Origin of the sequence: Ruminiclostridium herbifermentans (assembly GCF_005473905.2) — a bacterium.
GTDB classification, from domain to species: domain Bacteria; phylum Bacillota; class Clostridia; order Acetivibrionales; family DSM-1351; genus Ruminiclostridium; species Ruminiclostridium herbifermentans.
Genome location: NZ_CP061336.1, coordinates 3,656,632 through 3,678,778 on the forward strand (window position 1 = coordinate 3,656,632; position 22,147 = coordinate 3,678,778).

Below are 22,147 nucleotides of genomic sequence, written 5' to 3' on the forward strand. Positions count from 1 at the left end.
ACTATTAAACAGCTTATTGCTAGTATATATTATTTCTTGTTTTGCAACTTCTCCTTAAATAAATTTTTCGTATACAACTACAAATATTTAACTATTCAATTCTTAATTGAAACCAAAAAGTACTGCCTTTACCTACTTCTGATTCAACTCCATATTCACCCTTGTGCAATTCAACAATTTTTTTCACAATTGATAGCCCTATGCCTGTACCCATTTTGGGTCTTTTATGCTTTTTGTCAACCTTGTAGTATCTCTCCCATATATAAGGCAAATCACTCTTACTAATGCCTTCTCCATGGTCAATTATCTCTATTCTCACCACATTCCCGTTAACGCTTTGCCTTACAATTACTTTTTTGTCATCACCACTGTATGTGATGGCATTAAATAATAGGTTATAAATGGCTTGTGTAATCTTTACCTCATCAGCAAAAATACAAACATCTTCAGCATTCTCTAATTCTAGCTGGTAACCATCATTTTTAACAAGTTCCTTCATACGAAGGATAGTTTTTCTCAAGCTTTCAGTGAGGTTATAATTCACCTTATTCAGCTTTGCTATACCTGTTTCAAGACTTGAAATATCAAGCATATCATTTACAAGAGCAGTAAGCCTTTTTGCTTCATCCATAATTATTTGGCTTTGCTCTGAGGTAACTTCTTGCGGAAAATCATGCATCATTTCAGCATAGCTGTATATAAAGGCAAGAGGTGTTCTTAAATCATGAGAAACATTTGCCATTAATTCACGTCGCAGCTGCTCCACCTTCGAAAGTTCTAAAGCAGCGGTGTTAAGTGTATCTGAAAGTTCTTTTATTTCCAAAAAACCTCTGCCATTAAACTTAGTCTCATAGTTTCCCATAGCTAGCACCTTTGCACTTTGATTAATCTGCACAATTGGTTTAGATATATGCTTTGATATTATAATTGCGAGTAATGTCGCTAAAAGTACCATAATCCCTGTTATAACAAAAAGCTGCATTCTTAGGGTAGATACTGTCGCATCAACCGGTGTTATCATTGCATGAAAGGTAAGAGATATCTTGCTGCCATCCTCCAAAACAAATTCTTTTGCCTTTGTGATAGTTTCAGGCTGCTTGCGTATACGTTTATCAGGTATAGGACGCTCAGGCGGCGCAAACCCCTGTGTAGGTCTCACAATTATCTCCTTGGTGACTTCAAGCTCATTTAATACATCTTGGAGCTTTGTGCTGTTGATATTTTTCTCCACTAGTGTAATGGCTTTATCTATCTCTACTTTGCGAATAAACTTATACATATCACTTAAGAAGACTGTCTGAAATATCCATAAAATTACTAATAAAAGCGCACAAAAACCAAAAAGAAAACCGAATATCTTCCATTGTAATTTAAGCTTATCCATCAAATCTATACCCCAATCCACGCAATGTCTTAATAAAATGCGCATACGGGCCTAGAGATTTCCTCAGCAGCTTCATATGGGTATCCAGCGTCCTATCATCTCCAAAATAGTCAAATCCCCATACTTCTAACATTATCTTTTCTCTAGGTACAGCAATATTTTTATTTCTTATCAGGAAAAACAGAAGGTCATATTCCTTAGGAGCTAAGTTTATCTGCTCTCCATCTATAAATACCTTATAAGCTGTTAAATCTGCTTTGAATCCATCCTTTTCATATATGATATGTCCGCTGTCATCTGACTTAGCAGGGCTGCTTTTCTCCACTCTTCTCAAAATTGCGCTTATCCTTAGCATAATTTCCTTTGAAGAAAATGGCTTAACAACATAATCATCTACACCAACCTCAAAGCCAAGTACCTTGTCATACTCCTCGCCTCTAGCAGACAACATTATTACCGGTGTGTCAGTTGTTTTGCGTATTTCTTTTACAGCGGAAAAGCCATCAAGCCCTGGCATCATAATATCCATAATAATTATGTCAAAGCTATTATGTCGACAAAGTTCCACAGCCTCCATACCATCTCCTGCTTCGGTGACCTCGTGCCCCTCAAATATGGCATATCGCTTTATTACAGCACGAAGACCTTCTTCATCATCACATATTAAAACTTTAGCCATTTTATAACCCTCTCCTTCCCGATAATTAATTGACTATTACTGTAGATAGAGAGCTTTGCCTTATAAACAAAGCTCTCTGTATAAGAAACTGAAATTTATATTATCTGAGTTAAATTGTAGCACAAATCAAACTAAGCACAAGGTTATTTGAACTTCTTCACAAATGGTACAAATCTTATATAATCAAAACTTACATAATACATAATAATAGATACATAAATAACAGTCTTGATTAATAGTTCCTTTTCATTTTTGCAGCAAATATTATAGCAGCAATAAGAATAATTGATAACGCACCAATTAAAATTATATTATTAGCTGATGTTCTTTGACCTACAGGAGCACCTGCACCAAAAACATTCATATCATTTCTAGGCTGTCTGCCCCGCTCCATACCACCAAAAGGATTTGCACTCATTGTGGAAAGCTGCTCAACCTGTTCTAGTGTTAAACCAATAGAAAGCAAATTCTCTTTAACTTCATCAGTTACTTTACCATTTGCCTGCATGATAATGCCCATAGCCTCAACAAAAAGCTCATTATCCAAACCATTAATCATTCCTTCTGGTCCACCAAAAGGTGCGTTTTGATTTTGTTCACCCATCCTGTTAGGAAAATCACCGAAACCTTTTCCTCCCATCATACTCCCAAGGTCTGATAATTTCAAATCTCCTGACGAAATAAGTTTATCTGCATTTGCACTTTGCTCTGCTGTTGTAGATGGAATGGTTCCGTCTAGCTGACCTTGTACGCTTTGAGCGCGTAAATTTCCAAGGGTAATAAATGCTGAAACAGCTTTTTTATATTCGTCAAAGGTACAAAATGCAGTCGAATCATTTTTTACATAATCCGAAATGAGTGAATCTAATGAATTTAATTTGCTCTCAAATTTGCCATTAGCAAAATATTCGTCTATTAGCTGTTGTAAGTATTCATGATATCTTTCTAGATATTCTGAATTTTCAAATAGCTTTTTAATCAACGGTCTGCTTGACATTTCAACATCTTTTACTGGTGTATCAATAGGAAAGTTTATTACAGATGAAGCATTTCCACTTTGAAAACCACCCCAAGCTAGATTATAGTCCCAAGGAAGAATGGTAAGCTTACCTTCACTTTCATATAAATAATAGTTTTGCGCCATAGTTGAACTATAGCTGTCTAGATTGACAACAATTGTGTGTGCTGCAAGATATCTAAGAATCTGGTCTACATCAAAATATTCTTCCAAATCCTTACCTTCTGAAAGTGCTTTTAGTGCCGTTATTACACGCTGAAAATCATTCTTTGTTCCTTTTCCAACTACATTGTTAAAAATCGCACCGTAGCTTTCGGTATTATCGTCTATATATTCAAGACTACCGCCAGAACTGCCACGTCCTCCTTTACCTCCAAAGGCTTTGTTCCTGTCGCCCATTCCTCCATCCATTTGATTAGGAAATACAGGTCTGTCTGTATTATTGGATGAATTATTGTCAGAATTACTGTTACTTTCTTTTTGCTGTACTGTTTGCTGTTCCCTATTATCTATTGAGTTTATTGAAAAAATAGGCTGTCGTTCCATATTACTTTGCGAGTTTGATGGTGGAACAATCTGTTGTTCCATATTATTCTGCATATTTGGATTTGCATTTTGTTGTTGCGAAATACCATCATCAGATGCATCGTTGGGTCTTTTGAACCTTTGAGACATTTGTGGTCTGTTGTTTTTATTTTCTACATTAGGTGTTTGGAGATTATCGCTTTCACCATTTGGCATTCTTGGTCTGTCGCCTTTATCCTCCTCATTTGACATTTGGGGTCTGTCGCCTTCACCTTCCCAATTAGGCATTTGGGGTCTGTCGCCTTCACCTTCCCAATTTGGCATTTGAGGTCTGTTACCATTACCCTCCCCATTTGGCATCTGGGGTCTGTTGTCTTCACCATTCCAATTTGGCATCTGGGGTCTGTCGCCTTCACCTTCCCAATTTGGCATTTGAGGTCTGTTACCATTACCCTCCCCATTTGGCATCTGGGGTCTGTTGTCTTCACCATTCCAATTTGGCATCTGGGGTCTGTCGCCTTCACCTTCCCAATTTGGCATTTGAGGTCTGTTACCATTATCCTCCCCATTTGGCATCTGGGGTCTGTTGTCTTCACCATTCCAATTTGGCATAGGCGGAAAATTCCCTCCTTGCTGCCAAGGCATTGCTCCCTTATTGCCACCCATGTCCATACTTTTTACATTATAAAGCATTCCTGCTGTATTTCCAAAAACTCGCTGTTCAAAGCTATCGTTATATAATTCTACTGCAAGATACAATCCCCAGTCTTCTCCATTTACTTTAATATCAGCATAACCAAAATAGGGTGAATCTACGCCTATTTCCTGCATCAACTCATAAGATACATACTCCTTCATGTAGGTATTGTCTCCAAGCATATTATTTACTACAAAGCTTTCAAGCCCAAAGCAGGTCTGCTCTTTAATGTATTCATTAAACTGTAATCTAAAACTATACCTATTACTATTTGAATTTGCTACCTGAGTTAAGCTGGAGTTGCCCTTAGGCCTAATACCAACATTTGTAAATTTATTACCATTCACAATAACATCAGCCATTATATACTGCTCACTCATAGCATTTTCAAGCATTTCATTCCAATCCTTCTCATCTGCAAGAATCTCAAGCGATATAATATCAGTTCCAAAAAGCTTAGATGAATATTCTGCTTGGGTTTTTATACTTGTATTTGCTAGCTGCATATTACTAATTAACACGAAAGCAACGCTTACTGAAAAAGCAAGAATTACAGCTATCGCAGTAATTATATTTATTTTTTTACTTTGTATCATGCTTTCACCCCATATCTTGGCATATTTAAGCAGAATATTCTCCATTATAGCTTACAAGACAAGCATTGCTTACGCCATCTATAGTCAGCAATTCATTAAGCAGCTTTGCGGACATATCTGTGAGCCGTACTTCAACAGTGAGTTCAATGCCATTTTTTGAAACTGTCTTTGCCTTAATTAAGTTCTTCTTAGTTTTTGACTTTATTAATTCCATGCAATTATTTTCAGCTTTATCATTATCAAGATTGAGTACAATTATATATGGCGTGTCACTGCTTTTCTTATTTACAAACACCAATAAAATAATACCAATAAATATTGAGCCGATTATTCCTAGTGGAATTAGCCCCGCTCCTAAAACAATACCAGCAGCTATAGCCCAAAATAAAAATGCAATATCTAGGGGTTCTTTAACAGCTGTTCTAAAGCGAACAATAGACAAAGCACCAACCATACCAAGTGACAATATAATATTTGATGTTACTGCTAGAATAATGAAAGTTGTAATCAATGTCATAGCCATAATGGAAACTCCAAAGGATGCTGAATACATAACCCCTGCAAAAGTTTTTCTATACACAAAAAATATAAATAGACCTATTGCAAATGATAACAGCATTGCAAGTCCTACATCTAATATTGAAAACTCTGAAGCTTTTTCCAAAAAACTTGATTTAAAAATATCATTAAATGTCATATTTAAAGACCTCCTATTTTATATAATTCTTGTTACTGCATATTTAGAAAACGCAGTACTTCTTCTGCTAGAAAGAGATACTATGCCACGAATTATCTCTGGCAAAAAATTATCATATTTCACTTCGAGAATATAAACTTCCGAAATTGGTACAAGAACCGGTTCAGGTTCTAAAAACCGCTGTACATTATTGCTTGCGCGGATGTCATAATCCATAGTTACACGTACATTTCCAATTGGATAAATATATGCCTCCCTCCTGTAGTCCACAATACTTTTTGCCCGAAGCTGCTGATAATGCATTTTTGTATACAACTCCAAGCATATAGGGCTCCCATTTTCTTTAAGTACATCAAGTTTCCCATCAAGCAGTCGTTTACATTCTTTTTCAGATATAGAGACACTCTGCTTATAACAAATGCCATTTTTTTTGCTCTTTTTTTCAAGGCGAATAAATGAGGTATCGTTATTATACAAACGTAAACGGAATTTTTCACGTTCATTTACGCCATTAATCTTTTCTATTAGGGCCTTGTCTTTGTAGTTGTCAAAATAAAGACTCTTAACTCTATATCCATTGTCTTCAATTGCATTTTTATCTAGAGCAGCTATAAATGGAAGCCTTGCTCTAAGCTGCATCATATCGGCATAGTTTATATAATGCTTTATTTCATATCGGCCTTTAGGTTCTGTCAATTTTATTCACTCCTTTCTTGGGAATAGCTTAATTTTAATTTACTGAACTGAAGTGTATTTGTTTTTTATCTGAACTTTATCTGAACTATTAAAATTTTACATTTTTTACAACAAAATATTCATTTTTCTGACCAAATACATCAAAAATAATTTATACTAATATTATACAAGTTGTTAAATGTGAACTAAAAACACATTATTTGTAAAGAAACTTTTTTAGTTTTCTTACTAAAATGAGAAGATAGCTTCGTTGCTACCAACTGTTCTTTATATTTTAGTATATTAAAGGAGGATTAATAATGAATAAGGTTGAATTTGCGACACAATGGATGATAGACTTGGCAAATGATGATAGTCACGGATATGATCAAATCTATAGATGGGGGCAGTACGGTGATTATGATTGTTCTGCTGCAGTCATTACCGCCTGGGAAACTGCTGGTGTACCAGTAAAAACTAATGGTGCAACATATACCGGCAATATGAAGAATGCTTTTATCAACTCAGGTTTTATTAATGTAACATCCTCCATAGAATTATCAAAAGGCACAGGACTGTTACGTGGTGATGTCTTGCTTAAATCAAATTCACATACTGCAATGTATATTGGAAATGGGAAAATCGTACATGCAAGCAATAATGAAAAAGGTACCGCATCTGGAGGAAAATCAGGAGATCAAACAGGAAAAGAAATCTGTATTAGAAGCTATTATAACAAGCCTTGGGATTGTATTCTCAGGTATATTGAGTACAATAATAATCCCACACAAAATGCTAAAAAGATTGTTCAAGCTGGACAATTACATGTAAACAAATTTGCAAATTTAAATATTTCTGCAGATGGAGTTAGAGGTCCAGAAACAAAAAAAGCTGGCATTAAAGTTCTGCAAACTGCTATAAATTTAGATTATAATGCAGGTCTTGTTGTTGATGGAGTTTGGGGTACCAAATCAAAAAAAGCTTTAGGCAGTCATTATGTTAAATTTGGAGAAAAGCAATACATGGTAACAGCTGCTGAAATTTTATTAATGCTGCAGGGATATGACCCAAAGGGTGTAGAATATCCGGGAACCTTCGGTTCAGGATTAAAAGCAGCAATAAATACATACAAAAAAGCTAACAACTTACCACAAAATGGTGTTTGTGATAGTTCTACCTTCCTTTTACTTATTAAATAGTTTTAGCATTTGATAATTGTATGTGTGTGAAACCTTATCAATGAAAAGTTAAATAATAAATATGTATACAAAATAGGTCGCTTTGCTATACAACAACCATTGATAATTCTTACGTCACCTACTTTATATTTATTTATTTCAAAAGCTGCTCTATATACGCTTTTGCAAAAATGTTTAGCAAATAAAAGAGGCTGTTACAGAACAATAATTTATGTATATCGATAACTTATTGAAAAATAGAATACTGCTTAAATAGTATATCCGTGCAATATATCTATTGCTCTCACTCAAATTTTACGCTGAAATAATTGTGGTGAAGAAAAAGCACTACCGCCGATCGTATTACCAAGGCATCCAGTCTCGGATTAATACTTACAGCTACTTAACTTCCGCTGTGTCGGCTACAATACTTGTTCTTCACCTACTATTTCTAGCATCAATTTCTAACAGAACTTCGCAATTAGATATATCAAACTCGCTTACTATTTATATATATTAATTTATCTTTTGCAACAGCCCCATTCATTTATAATCTCATAAGCCTGTTCCCAGAAATGTTATATAAAATTGTCCTTCCCATTTGATATCTAATTCATATTTCTATCGAATCCAAAGCATTATCCAAAGCACTTTGAAAAATTCTAAAGACATTGACATTTTTAATCACTTCTAGTTTAATATCTTAACTTTCCCAAAAAGCTTGCATTTTTTAGCTAGTAAGTACACCATGTAAGAGCAAACTTTACTTTCAAATTATTTAAGCAACAATCCACTTATAAGTTTAAACTTCTATAGATTTTGGAACAGGAAAGCTGAGTAAATAGAAATAGATTATAAAATTCATATAAATGCAAAAAACACATGACTAATAACACTATAAAATAATATAAAATAGTAAAAAAATCTACTTTTTCTTAAAAATATCACCTTTTAGTATGTCGAAAGCCTATTATATAATTAATATGTACGTAATAATACTGGACTTATGTTCAATCTTCTTTTCAGTTGCAAAATATAGGTGTATGACTTATCAAGTGAAAGTTAAATAGTAAATAATTTCATAAAATCATTTGGTAAATCTTCGCTTATCTTCGTAGTAATCAGACTTCAAATGGACGGTAAACAAATCATTCAATCTAATTTTTACTTCTTATGGTGGCATAAAAAGCTGAAAAGTTTAAAACAAAATTCAAAATTGGGGGAAATACAAATGAATTTTATTGGTACATGGATGTTGCGTTTTGCTTTTGCATGTTGTCTTACTGCTTTCCTGCTTATTGTATTTAAAAAAGAAAGTGATGAGAGCAAAAATCTTGGAATTCTAACAGGTGTTGTTTCCTGTTTCGGAGTTCTGATATCTTCAATTCTTCTATTTTATTCACTAATAAGTGGGATCTTTTCCGTTGAATATGTGTATCACAGTACAGAAAAATCACTACCGCTAATTTATAAAATTTCAGCATTCTGGTCAGGTAGTTCAGGTTCAATGCTTTTTTGGACTTCAGCGTTTGCCGTTCTTCTTATAATAATTTATTTTAGAGATAGGCATAAAAATTCAACAAAAACCATATTTGGTGTTTTGCTATTTGTTATGACACTTTTTATGTTCGTTGTAACCTTTATAAATAACCCATTTAAACTGGTATCTGCTGAAAGTGATGGTTTTGGCCTTAACCCAGCACTACAAAGTTTAGGTATGGTCTTTCACCCACCTGTTATAATTATTTCGTTTTCATTTTTCTTTATTGCCTTTGCATATCAATTATTCGACATCAGAAAAAATACCGAAGAACATGTAGAAATCACTTGGAAATGGGCAATGTGGGGATGGATTCTTCTTACCTTTGGTATTGTAACCGGTGGAATTTGGGCTTATACCGAACTAGGATGGGGAGGTTATTGGGCTTGGGATCCAATAGAGAATTCATCATTGGTTAACTGGTTATTTGCAACCGCTTTTATTCATGGTCTGCGAATCAAAGGCAAAAACAATAAACGAATGAATTTCGTTTTGATATTTTTAACTGTTTTCACCATACTTGTGGGAACATACATTGCAAGAAGCGGTTTGCTAGAATCAGTACATGCTTATAGCAGTCGTGGCGTAACTGTGGTCTTCGGTGTGGTTTTATTGGTGCTTATATTATTTTTCATCATTTATAACTTCAAAATCAAAAAATTGCACGCTAACGACATATCAGATAATCATAATGAAAATTCGTTTAAAAAAATATTATTGGCTTTAATTAAGCCTAGTAATATGTTTTCAACACTGACTATTATCACAGCTGTATTAGTTTTCGGTGGTACTACTTTCCCCTTGTATGGAGGTCTCTTTGTAAGTGATGCATCAGCAACGCCAATAAGTTTCTATGAGTACGTTTTTGGAATTTATGGTATCTTAATACTTCTAATTATGGCAATCAATCCTATGTTTTCACCTAAGAAGTTTCTTCTTATTCCAGGCTCTGCATGCGGATTAATAATCTTAGGATTAATGCTGTTCCTTACTGAGTATAGCATTCTAACAAATTTGTGTTTGTCTGTATGTGCAATGCTTACAGTTAACTTGATTATACAACTTGTAATAAAATATAAAAATCGTACTGTACATTTAAGTCATACAGCAAATATATTACTGCATGCTTCACTTATAATAATGGCAGTTGGAGTTGCATGTTCTATGGGTATGCTTGTTAGCACCAATGAAACTCTAGAAAAAGGCAATGTCATGGTTGTTAAGGAATATGAAGTAAAATACAGGAACCTCTATTGGAAAGAGGAACCAGGAAAAACTACAGCTGTTTCAGTGGTAGGTGTAAGCGGTCCAATGGGAAAAATCCAATTAAAACCTGAACTATCTTATTATCAAAAAATGAAAACAGCACACTCCAGAGCGGTAATAAAATCAACATTTAAAGAAGATTTGTATATTATTTTTGAAGGAATAGATGAGAATGACAACATATCACTAAAAGTCAAGATAGTAAAATGGATAAGCCTTATTTGGATTGGGAGTGTTTTACTAATATTAGGTACAGTACTGTATTATTTTTCTGAAACCAAAAAAACAAAAGATAAATTAATAAAAAAATTAGAATAAGAAGAACAGGAGGGATTAAAAAATGACAAAGGTTTCAAAACTATCTCAAAAGATTATTGTTGTTTTAGTACTAACAGCAATTTTCATGGCAACACAGATGTCTGCTGTATTGTCAGGTAGTATTGATTTTACAAAGCCAGAGTTTGACTTTGATAAAATCATATTTACCACTCATCAGCCATATTCAGGTTATGAAAACCATATGATTGACGGAAACTTTGGATTTTTAGGGGTAAAAGGGGGTGGCTTGTACATACTAAATGATGCATTTTCAGGCAGACCTACTGTAACAAATGTTTTGCAAAATTCTGTCTGTAAAAACGGACGTTACGCGGGGAAAAAGCTTTCAGGGGGAAACGTTTATTCCTTTGATTTAAGTTACGATGCAAAACAGATTGTATTCGCCTATACTGATGCACAGAATTCATACGGTGTTTGGAATGAAAATACTACCTACCATATTTTCAAGGTGAATGTGGATGGAACAGATCTTACACAGCTGACTGACGGAAGTGTAAATGATTTTGATCCTCGTTGGCTTCCAGATGGAAGAATTGTTTTCATTTCAGAAAGAAGAGGAGGATATGGTCGCTGCCATCAGCGTAAAGTGCCTACCTTTAACCTTCATACAATGAATGCTGACGGTAGTGATATAAGATGTATAAGTTTCCATGAAACAAATGAATGGAGTCCTTGTGTTGATAATAACGGTATGGTTGCTTATACTCGTTGGGACTATGTAGACAGAGGTGCCACTCATCCACATTCTGCTTGGATAACTACTCCAGATGGCCTTGATGCAAGATCTATCACGTTAAATTATCCAAACTCAGGCGCTGAATGGTGGAAAAATGTACCAATGATGCAGAACTCATTGCGTGCAATACCAAATTCAAATAAGTACGTTGCAACAGCTGCACCACATCACGCTCAAAATTATGGACCACTAATTATTATTGATCCAGATGTTGAGGATGATGACAACCTTTCTACAATTACAAAAATCACCCCAGATTGTAAATACCCAGAAACAGAAGTTGCTGCAACAACAGATCAAAAATATGGAACTCCATACCCATTAAGCGAAGAATATTTCTTATGTGTATATGATCCAAACGCAAATACCAATGGTGCTAACAAACGCTATGGTATATATGCAATTGATACAAAAGGAAATAAGTCCTTACTATATAGCGATCCAAATAGATCTTGCTACAGTCCTGTACCATTAAAGCCACGTCCTGTACCAAATATTATTCCAGGTACCACTAAACCTACAGGACAAGCTCCGGACGGAGTTGTATCTATAATGAATATTTATGATACTCTATTACCTTTCCCTTCCGGAACAAAGATTAAAGAACTTCGTATATGGCAGGTATATCCAAAAACTACAGTATTAGCAAACGATCCTATAGTAAGCTATGAAGGAACTGAAAGTCTATGGGCTGGTAGAAATACTCGAGGACTTTTAGGCAGCGTACCAGTTGAAGAAGATGGAAGTGCATCATTCTATTTGCCAGCCGGTAAGCCTGTTTTCTTCCAAGCTGTAGATCAGGATGGAACTGCTGTTCAGACAATGAGGTCAGATACATATCTCGTTCCAGGGCAAACACGCTTATTATGTCAGGGTTGTCATGAACCTGCCCGTAAGGCAGCACCTAATCCTGAAAGCGTACCTCTTGCATTAAGAAGGGAACCATCAAAAATTACACCTGATCCTTCACAGGGTGCAAGACCAATGAGTTTCCCAAGGCTTATCCAGCCTATATTAGATAAAAAGTGTATCTCCTGTCATAATGGCTCGAGGGTTCCCGACCTTAGACAAGGAAATATAGATTCCCAAACAAAATGGTTTAGTTCCTACAAGAACTTAAAACCATATGTTGCACTATTTGATGAAATGTATCCGGGTGCTAACTGGGATCGTGTATACCCAAGAACTGAGCCAGGAAAGTTTGGTTCCAGAGCATCAAAACTATATCAAAAGCTGAAGACAGGCCATGGTAATCTAACACAAGATGAACTTCATTCATTTATAATTTGGTTAGATTCCGGAATTGCGCCTTTCTTTGGAGACTATAAGAATATAGATGCCCAGTTAAGGGGTGAGCAGGTCGAGCCATCTCTGGAATAATTTAATTGGCAAAATATTAATAGATGGGAGTGTAAAAAATGAATAGGTATACAAATAGAAAATTAATTCCCATGATACTTTGCATAGCAATAGCTATTACTATAGGAAGCTTCCTGTTTCCAGAAAGTAATATAGGCTATTCGGCTGACAATACATATTTTTCACCATTTGATACTGCATATTCTCCTGATGGCAGTATGATTGCGGTTTCAGATACAACAAAAGCACAGGTGGAAATACTGAATTCATCAGACGGCAAAGTAAAAAAGATAATACAATTGGATGGACAGCCAAAAGCTCTTGCATGGGATGGAAATGAAGCAATATATGTTTGTGAGTACGGAGCAGGAACTGTTGCCGAGGTTAATCCAGTATCAGGGCAGGTTACAAGAAGATTTGAAACAGGTTCAAAACCTCTTGGAGTTGCAATAGTAGACGGCAAGCTTGTGGTTTCTGATTATGGCCTCAAAAAAGTATCTGTTGTTGATTTATCCTCTGGCAAAATTGAAAAGAATGTTACAGTAAATGATTATCCATACTTATTGGACGGTACAGTTGATGGAAAATATGCAATTATTGGCCATGCATTGCCTTCAGGAAATGCATTCGAACCAAAATATGCTGCATCAGTTTCATTTGTTGACATGAGTACCTACAGTGTGGCTGCAAATATTGTACTTCCACAGGGTTCATCAAATGTAAGAGGTGTAAAGTGTTCTCCTGACGGCAAGTGGGCGTATGTTCTTCACACATTTGGAAAAACTTCTCTTCCTACCACTCAAATAACAAAAGGATGGACATTGACAAATGCTGTTACTATTATAGATATTTCCAATAAGAATATATATACTACATTTTTATTGGATAGAATGATGGAAGGAGCAGCAGATCCATGGGGACTTACAATTTCTGATGACAGTAAAACCATGTGGGTTAGCGTGTCAGGAACACATCAGGTGCTGAAGGTTGATTTATATGGTTTACATCAGCTTTTACAAGGAAATTTGGACGGTGATAGCGGCTCAGGATTCAACCCAAATACATATTACAAGATAGTTAACAGAAATAGCGGAAAAGCAGTTGACGTACCAAACGGTAATACTGCAAACAACATACAATTGATTCAATGGGATAATGTAGGCAATAACAACCAACAATTTAGGTTCGTAGTTGATTCTGACGGATATTATACCATTATTAATAGAGCAACAAACAAAGCATTGGACAATGCAGGTGCTACAAATGATAATTCAGCTTTAGTTCAATGGGATGTTACTTCTTCTAACAATCAAAAATGGAAATTAATTGACCTTGAAAACGGTTACTACAAGCTTCAAGTAAAATCCAGCCAGAAATATTTGGACGTAAGTGGTGGTTCAGTTGCTAACAATGCTGGTTTAGTAACAAACAGCAGCAGTACAAGCTATAGCCAGCAATGGACAATATCAAAAGTTGGTGCATCTGGTTCAAGCAATTATTCTCTATTGTTCCGTTCAAAAGCAGGTTTTGAAAAACCATATTCAGATATATGGTTAGCAATCAAAGCTAATCCAGCTAAAAGAAGCGATTTAAAATATGATCTCGGAGCATTATGGGGAGCAGGTTTGCTTGATAAAATAGAACTGCCTGGCCAAGGACCTAGAGGTATTTCATTATCTCCTGATGGAAAAACTGTAGCAGTAGGCGCATATTTTGCAGGAGAAGTATATTTTATTGATACAGCTACAAATACATTAAAAAGTACAGCAAAACTTGGTATTCAACCAGAAGAAACCCTAGTTAGAACTGGTGAACGCATATTCTATGATGGCTCTACTACTACACAAAAATGGCTTAGTTGTGCTTCCTGCCATCCTGAAGGCAGAGCTGACGGTCTGAATTGGGATATGCCAAATGATGGTATAGGTAATACTAAAAATACAAAATCAATGTTGAATGTATTTGACACACCTCCTGCTATGTGGCGTGGAGTAAGAGATGATGCCCATGTTGGTATAAAGGCTGGCTTTAGATTTATAAAATTTAAAGAACCAACCCAACAGGAACTTGATGCTGTTACCGCATATGTTCAAAGTCTGTCAGCAGAACCTGATCCTTATTCAAATGAGGATGGCACAATGACAGCTGATGCCATTGCCGGAAAAGCCATTTTTGAAAGCAGCGAAACAAAATGTGCAAGCTGTCATTCAGGTCCGTTCTATACTGATTTAAAGGCCCATGATGTAGGTACTAAGGATATTCTTGATCCTGACGGATTGTATTATACACCTACACTTAAGGAAATGTGGAGGACAGCCCCATATTTACATGACGGTTCAGCTGCAACACTCCGTGAAGTGCTAACAACAAGGAATGTTGGCGATAAGCATGGAAAAACCTCACATCTTACTGAAGAGCAACTCTCTCAGTTAGAAGCATACATGCTTCAGATAGATAGTAACCCTGTTCAATCAGTAATAAAAGGTGATGTAAATGAAGATGGCGAATTCAACGCACTTGACTTTGCATTACTCAAAATGTACTTGATGGGAGAAGCTACCTTGACTGATAAACAGAAAATAGCAGCCGATGTTGATAGTAATGGAGAAGTCGATGCAATTGACTTTGCTATAATGAAACAAGTTATACTTGGAGTCAAACCAAGTTTTTAGTACATTAGATTTTATTACATAAGTTTTGAATCACTAGTTTTTAATACAGCTTTTCTTATAATACAGTTATTGTACCTATTTAACACAGCCGGCTAAAACGATTTAGCCGGCTGTGTTATTATTTCTACTTCCAAATATAAAATTATAATAAAACCAATTCTTTATGCTTTATTTATATTGTTTTTCGATTTTCTATTATTTATAAAAGAAACAATTCCACAAATAACATAATAAATTAACACAACAATTCCTATTGGCATTTCATTAATTATTTGCCCTGTATCTCGCGTCCCCATATAAATCAAATTAATAGCTGGTAATATTCCCAATAAACCTCCCCAATAAAAATTCTTGCTTAGTAAAAAGCCACTCATAAAGAATAAGACCAACCAAACTACAGCGATATATGAAATCGGTCCAATATTACTAAAAGCTGCAAATCCATAAAACATACCAAAAAGAATAAATGGTATATAAAATAAAATCCTTCCCATTCTCATTCCCTCACAAATATAAATATAATATATACTACTAAATGCCATAGTCATTTTAATACATAAATTTTAGAAAAGATAACTTGCGTTACATCTACTTGGTTACATTATTATGAAAATTCACTTCTGAATTTGAATCAACTTTATAAAACTTCTCCATAATTATGTCCATGTCCCACGTTCTACACAAGAACCACAAGGAAATTTACATTTCCCTGACAGAAATGACATGGACTCAGCACCTCCAATAACTACTTAATCTTAATCTCCCTAGCTCCGTCACTTATCTCACTAATATAAAATTCAGGAATTATACCTGTTTTCTCTTTGTAATTCTTGCCTACCTGTTCTATAAACAAATCAACCTTATCTTCAGGAACAATATTCACTGTACATCCTCCAAAACCAGCTCCAGTCATTCTAGCACCTATAACTCCGTCAACCTTCATAGCTTCAGAAGTCATTGTATCTAGTTCCTTTCCTGTAACTTCGTACAAATCTCTAATTGAAGCATTTGCCTCTATTAAAAGTCTGCCCAGCTTTACCAAATCATTTTTCTTTAAAGCCTCAGCAGCTTTTAAAACTCTGTCATTTTCGCTAATAACATGAGTGACTCTTTTTCTTATTACTTCATTCTCAATCTTTGACTTGTACTTCTCAAATTCAGAAATTGTGATATCACATAAATTATTTTTGTCTGGCAAATACTGCTTAAGTATTCTTAAGCCTTCTGCACATTCCTGTACTCTCTCATTATATTTTGATTCACCCAAAGAACGTTTTTTCTTTGTATTGCCAAGAACTATTTTATAGCCGTCAAGCTTTAATGGTAAATATTCGTACTGCAGGGTTCCACAATTCAGCAATATAGCATGGTCTTTTTTACCCATTGCAGACGCAAACTGATCCATAATACCACAGCTTACTCCACAGAATTCATTCTCAGTTTTTTGCCCTAGTACAGCCATTTCTACCATATCTATTGGTTTTGTTATTCCATGTGCTTCATTAGCTAAGGTAACTAATGTTACTGCTGCAGCTAGTTCTATTGCTGCGGAAGACGATAGTCCTGAACCTAAAGGAACAGTATCGTGAAAAAGCATGTCAACTCCAACCAGCTCATAGCCTGCCTGTTGAAGCATGTATGCTACACCTGCTTGATAATTTCCCCACTTAAGCCCCCTAGCAGCTTCTAGATTATCTAATTTAACCTCCACTCTGTCAGATAAATCTGTTGCTGCCAGTCTGAGGGTGTTATCATCATTTACTCTTGCTATCACAGTAGAATCAAGACTTAATGCTGCTGGAAGCACAAGTCCTCCACAATAATCTATATGCTCCCCGATGAGATTTACTCTTCCGGGGCCTGAAAATATCCTTAAATTTTCTTCACTGCCCCCATATATCTGACAAAACTTCTTCTTTAGATCATCATAATTTTTATTCATAATAGCCCCCTCAATTTATATTCTCACAGTCAATGGCTTTCATAAATTTATCAAATGCCTTTAGCCCCTCTTCAGACTGCTTAAATACCCCTGTATGCTCTAAGCAGGTTTCAAACTTTCTTCCTACTTCCAGCCTGATGATTTCATCGGCACTTGAATCGTCTAATGCGTTTCCATATTTTGATAGCAGTTCTTCTATCCAGTCCTTATGCTTATATAACGCATGCCCCTCTTGATAAATATCCACATCAACTGCTTTGCCGCAAAGTATTTGTTTTATTTGTTCAAGTTCAGTTTTAAGTCTGCCTGGCAGTATAGCCAATCCCATAACCTCAATTAAGCCAATGTTTTCTTTCTTTATGTGATGAATTTCCTTATGAGGATGGAAAATTCCATCAGGATATTCATCAGTAGTCCTGTTATTTCTAAGGACTAAGTCCATCTCGTATTTTCCATCTTCATTCCTTCTGCAAATAGGAGTTATAGTATTGTGAGGAATATTTCCATTCTCAGACTTAGAATATGCAAGTATATCAACACTTTCATCGCTGTATTCTTTCCATATGTTTAAAACATAATCTGAAAATTCAGTTAATTCTGAGATATCGTCACTTATAGCACGAATAACCGATAATGGCCACTTGACAATAGCTACATTGATTTTATTGTATTTATTACATTGATAATTTTTTAAAATAGCTGCTTTATGCATTGGAAATATGTAATTTCCGCCCTGAAAGTGATTATGGCTGAGTATTGAGCCTCCCACAATTGGCAAATCAGCATTTGAACCGCACATATAATGAGGAAACTGCCTTACAAAATCCAAAAGCTGTCTAAAAGTATTTTTTGAAATAACCATTGGTACATGTTCTTCAGACAGTATAATGCAATGTTCTTCATAATAAACATATGGTGAATATTGAAAATACCATTGTTCTCCGCATAATGTAATGGGAATTATTCTATGTGTCTGCCTTGCAGGAAAATTTACTCTGCCTGAATACCCAATGTTATCAATGCAAAGCATACATTTTGGGTAATTACTTTGAGGCTGCAGCTTCTCCATCTCAATTGTTTTCGGATCCTTTTCGGGCTTTGTGAGATTTATAGTAATTTCAATGCATCCATATTTCGTATTAGTTGTCCATTTAATATTTTTGGCATTTTGAGCAGTCCTTATGTAATTTGATGCTGTACAAAGTTCATAAAAATAGTCTGTTGCGGCCTTTATAGAGTGTTTTTCAGCCAACTCATAGAATTTTTTTACTATTTCGCTTTCTCGCGGCATTATAAGGCCCATTATTTTAGTGTCAAACAGTTCACGATAAGCATATATTTCCTTATCAAAAAAGCCTTCATTCCCTGCATATTCTACAAGTGAATTTAATATCTCAGTAGGGTATTCTAGTTCCTCCTCAGCTATATCACCATTATATGGCTCTTTTATTTTCATCAAATCCAAAAGCTGATTTCTTGCAATAATAGCGTCAAGCTTATCCAGCATACCATGCTTTATTCCAAACTGCAGTAATCTTTCAATCTCATATGCGGGATTAATCATTGTATTCCACCCTTCTATTTTCAATATATCTTTCAATTTTTTCTTCAATTATATTTTATATTCTATTGTTTTCTGCAAAGAACTAATCAGCTCATTACCACAATAATCATATATTTACAATTAGGACAATACACTAATTACACCGTAAGACAATCCATTTCATTAAAATAATACCACATTAACGCTTTATTTCAATATATTTGAAATAAAGCCCTATAATATTCCTTGTGTTTATCAAAATTTACCTACTCACAATCAATATATGTACTTACTTAATAAACCAACTTTTCAGCCTCAAAATCTATCGGTATCTAAACCTCTTAGCTAAATATCGTTGTATTTAAACATATTATTGGGGCTGAGTACAATAGTTAAAATTTGAGTTTTGCCTCTCTTACAAATTCATCAACATAAGTATCGTAAGCCGCCATAAGGCTTTTTGTTATAGAACCTGGAATTCCATCACCTATTTTTGTGCTGTCAATTTTTACAACAGGCATTATCTGCATTACTGAGTTAGAAATAAATACCTCATCAGCACTACACAAATTTTCTAAAGAATATTTACCTACTTCTATTTCCAATCCAATTTCTGTTGCCAATTTACATAAAATCATTCCTCTAGCTATACCGTCAAGCAGCCCGCATTCTACATCAGGAGTACACAATTTTCCGTCTTGTACAAAAAAAATATTGCTAGTACTGCATTCACTTACATGATTATAAATATTAAGAAATAAAGCTTCATTAAAGCCTTCTGACATAGCTAGATTTTTTTCTATTATATTTTCCATATAATTATTTGTCTTCAGATAAACTAATGGTGTTGTGGGATTTCTCTTCACAGAGGAGCATTTCAGCATAAAGCCCTTATTGTAGCTGCTCTGTTCGTAATTTAATTTTCTATATGTAATAATAATATTTGAACTATCCTCAGATACCTTTGACAGTGTAACCCTAATAACACATTCTTTCAATTGTGCATGGTCAATTAACTCCTGTACATAAGCCCTTATTTTTAGATAATTATGCTCAAAGGGTATTTTTAACTTAGAAGCAGCATTTTTCATACGTTCCACATGCTCTTTCAGCATAAAAGGAACACCATTATATATGCGTAAGGTTTCAAATACTCCAAAACCATACAAAAAAGAAGTGTCGCAAGCAGTTAAAACTGGAACACTGTCATCTTTAATTTGTCCATTAATTGAAATAAAACCACTTATCATACTTTCACCCTTTCTCTATAAGAACAATTGAGTTTCTCATAATGTGGGTAAGAAATGTCTAAAAAGTTCATCAATAATTCCTTACCATATTCTGAAAGTATGGATTCTGGGTGAAATTGCAAACCATAGGTATGATGCTTCCTATGTCTGAATGCCATAATTGTGTTATCCTCTGTGACTGCCTGTACTTCTAAACATTTAGGAAAGTTCTCCCACTTCGCGCAGAGTGAATGATACCTGACCACGTTAAAGCTTTTTGGCAGGTATTTGAAAATTCCTTCTCCATCATTATAAATTCTAGACTGTTTACCATGTACAATAGCATCTGCTGAACCAACAATGCCACCCATAGCAATACAAATAGCCTGATGCCCTAAGCATATCCCAAGAATAGGAATTTTGCCGCTAAATTGCTTAATGACCTCCACAGATATCCCTGCAGCTTCTGGATATCCCGGCCCTGGCGAAATCACTATATACATAGGCTTCATTTCGTATATATCCTGTATAGTAATTTCATCATTTCTCTTAACCACAATATCCGGATAAACTTCTCCTATGTATTGATACAAATTATATGTAAAAGAATCATAGTTATCTATTATTAAAAGCATTTATCCTCCATCCACTTAAGTTTCCTATTTTAAATATTTAATAATACCTCTTTTAAAGCTTTTCCCTTATCCAAAGTTTCATGATATTCTTTTTCAGCCTCCGAATCCCATACAATTCCGCCTCCTACTTGGTAATAGGCTATATCTTTTTTAATTAAAATGGTACGAATGACTATATTAATATCCATATCACCATCGAAGCCAATATATCCAATAGAGCCTGTATATAGATGCCTGCAGGTAGGCTCTAGTTCATCTATAATCTCCATGGCTCTGATTTTTGGTGCTCCCGTAATTGAACCTCCTGGAAAAGTGGCTTTTATGCAGTCAACAGCATCCTTATCTTCTTTCAAAATACCAATGACAGTAGATACTAGATGAAAAACTGTAGAATATTGCTCCACACAGAACAATTCAGGCACTTCAACACTGCCAAATTCGCACACGCGACCTAGGTCATTTCTCATTAAGTCTACAATCATCAAATTTTCTGCTCTATCCTTCACACTATTATACAGCTTCTCTTTATTTAATTTATCCTCTTCATTATTTTTCCCTCTAGGAATTGTACCCTTAATTGGACGTGTTTCAACCTTCCTATTTCGTATTTGAAGAAATCTTTCTGGAGAACTAGAAACAATTATAAAATTGTCATAATTGAAATAAGATGCAAAGGGTGCCGGATTTATTGTTCGCAATTTCTCATATATATTTATGGGGTGCCTATTTATCTGTGTGGTAAAGCGTTGTGTCATGTTCATCTGATAAATGTCACCACATTCTATATATTTCTTTGCTTTTTCAATTGAATCAAAGTACTGTTCTTGAGTAAAGTTTGCTACTAGCTTTGGTGTGTTCTTTTCAAAAGGAATATCTAGATAAGACAAATCCTTTATAGTATTTCTTTCTATTATGCTTTTAATTTTCTCAAGCTTTAACCTGGCAGCCGCTGCACTTCCCTCTGGAAGCCCCGCTGAAGCAGCATATACCTTGCCTGTTGTATGTTCAATAATTACTATTCCATCGTAAAAGCCCATAATTAGATCTGGTAATTGCAGGTCATCAACCGCTGTCTTTGGCAGCTTCTCTATATTATGGCATAAGTCATATGAAAAAAATCCCACTGCTCCTCCTACAAAAGGAAAGCTAGTATTATTTTTTATTTTGTATTGAGATAAACATTTTTTAAAAACATCAAAGGGATTGTCTGCAAAACACTTCTCATTACCATTTTCATTAACAACTGTCACATCAGCCTTATTCTCTATTGTAAGAAATGGTTCAAACCCTATAAATGAATACTTTCCCAGCCTTTCAGCGTCCATAGCACTATCTAGAAAGAAACTGAATTTCTCTTCATGAAACTGTTTGTAAATTTGAAAGGAATCTAGATTAGTATTAATTTCTTCTATATAAACATCATATACTTTATCCATT

Annotated in this window: 15 protein-coding genes; 4 read left to right on the forward strand and 11 right to left on the reverse strand. The window is 34.9% G+C overall.

Annotated features, from left to right (window positions below; all coding sequences use genetic code 11):
* Window positions 1-91 precede the first annotated feature (91 nt).
* The 5 genes from EHE19_RS14620 to EHE19_RS14640 form a co-directional block, all read right to left on the reverse strand.
* Window positions 92-1,384, reverse strand: coding sequence for a sensor histidine kinase (locus EHE19_RS14620; RefSeq protein ID WP_137696849.1), 1,293 nt, complete (start codon window positions 1,382-1,384; stop codon window positions 92-94).
* On the reverse strand, window positions 1,377-2,063 hold the full coding sequence (locus EHE19_RS14625; RefSeq protein ID WP_137696850.1) for a response regulator transcription factor: 687 nt from the start codon (window positions 2,061-2,063) through the stop codon (window positions 1,377-1,379). The genes EHE19_RS14620 and EHE19_RS14625 overlap by 8 nt, the downstream gene beginning before the upstream one ends.
* 232 nt (window positions 2,064-2,295) lie before the next feature.
* The gene (locus tag EHE19_RS14630) at window positions 2,296-4,899 is read right to left on the reverse strand and encodes a CotH kinase family protein (protein ID WP_190530336.1); all 2,604 of its coding nucleotides are present in this window, start codon (window positions 4,897-4,899) and stop codon (window positions 2,296-2,298) included.
* A 25-nt stretch (window positions 4,900-4,924) separates the two neighbouring features.
* Window positions 4,925-5,596, reverse strand: coding sequence for a DUF4956 domain-containing protein (locus EHE19_RS14635; protein ID WP_137696851.1), 672 nt, complete (start codon window positions 5,594-5,596; stop codon window positions 4,925-4,927).
* A gap of 18 nt (window positions 5,597-5,614) precedes the next feature.
* Entirely contained in the window at window positions 5,615-6,292 is a 678-nt protein-coding gene (locus EHE19_RS14640) for a polyphosphate polymerase domain-containing protein (RefSeq protein ID WP_137696852.1), read from the reverse strand.
* A 299-nt stretch (window positions 6,293-6,591) separates the two neighbouring features.
* On the opposite strand from EHE19_RS14640, the gene EHE19_RS14645 reads away from it, so the two are divergent.
* The 4 genes from EHE19_RS14645 to EHE19_RS14660 all read left to right on the forward strand — a co-directional run bounded on the left by EHE19_RS14645 (window position 6,592) and on the right by EHE19_RS14660 (window position 15,361).
* Window positions 6,592-7,470 carry a peptidoglycan-binding domain-containing protein gene (locus tag EHE19_RS14645; protein ID WP_137696853.1) on the forward strand — a complete coding sequence of 293 codons (879 nt, stop codon included), beginning with the start codon at window positions 6,592-6,594 and terminating at the stop codon, window positions 7,468-7,470.
* Window positions 7,471-8,680: 1,210 nt separating this feature from the next.
* Window positions 8,681-10,573, forward strand: coding sequence for a cytochrome c biogenesis protein CcsA (gene ccsA / locus EHE19_RS14650; RefSeq protein ID WP_137696854.1), 1,893 nt, complete (start codon window positions 8,681-8,683; stop codon window positions 10,571-10,573).
* 22 nt (window positions 10,574-10,595) lie between these two features.
* On the forward strand, window positions 10,596-12,710 hold the full coding sequence (locus EHE19_RS14655; protein ID WP_137696855.1) for an HzsA-related protein: 2,115 nt from the start codon (window positions 10,596-10,598) through the stop codon (window positions 12,708-12,710).
* 38 nt (window positions 12,711-12,748) lie between these two features.
* Entirely contained in the window at window positions 12,749-15,361 is a 2,613-nt protein-coding gene (locus tag EHE19_RS14660; RefSeq protein WP_137696856.1) for an RICIN domain-containing protein, read from the forward strand.
* Window positions 15,362-15,522: 161 nt separating this feature from the next.
* Here the strand turns inward: EHE19_RS14660 and EHE19_RS14665 are convergent, their stop codons facing one another.
* The 6 genes from EHE19_RS14665 to pabB form a co-directional block, all read right to left on the reverse strand.
* Entirely contained in the window at window positions 15,523-15,855 is a 333-nt protein-coding gene (locus EHE19_RS14665) for a hypothetical protein (protein WP_137696857.1), read from the reverse strand.
* 251 nt (window positions 15,856-16,106) lie between these two features.
* Window positions 16,107-17,303: a galactokinase gene (locus EHE19_RS14670; RefSeq protein WP_137696858.1), complete on the reverse strand. Its 1,197-nt coding sequence runs from the start codon at window positions 17,301-17,303 to the stop codon at window positions 16,107-16,109.
* Between the two features lie 10 nt (window positions 17,304-17,313).
* Complete coding sequence (locus EHE19_RS14675) at window positions 17,314-18,867, reverse strand: UDP-glucose--hexose-1-phosphate uridylyltransferase (protein WP_137696859.1); 1,554 nt, start codon at window positions 18,865-18,867, stop codon at window positions 17,314-17,316.
* A 371-nt stretch (window positions 18,868-19,238) separates the two neighbouring features.
* Entirely contained in the window at window positions 19,239-20,096 is an 858-nt protein-coding gene (locus EHE19_RS14680) for an aminotransferase class IV (RefSeq protein WP_137696860.1), read from the reverse strand.
* The gene (locus EHE19_RS14685; RefSeq protein WP_137696861.1) at window positions 20,093-20,710 is read right to left on the reverse strand and encodes an anthranilate synthase component II; all 618 of its coding nucleotides are present in this window, start codon (window positions 20,708-20,710) and stop codon (window positions 20,093-20,095) included. The genes EHE19_RS14680 and EHE19_RS14685 overlap by 4 nt, the downstream gene beginning before the upstream one ends.
* 29 nt (window positions 20,711-20,739) lie before the next feature.
* A complete protein-coding gene (pabB, locus tag EHE19_RS14690) occupies window positions 20,740-22,146 on the reverse strand; it encodes an aminodeoxychorismate synthase component I (RefSeq protein WP_137696862.1) in 1,407 nt (468 codons plus the stop codon).
* Between the last annotated feature and the right edge of the window lies 1 nt (window position 22,147).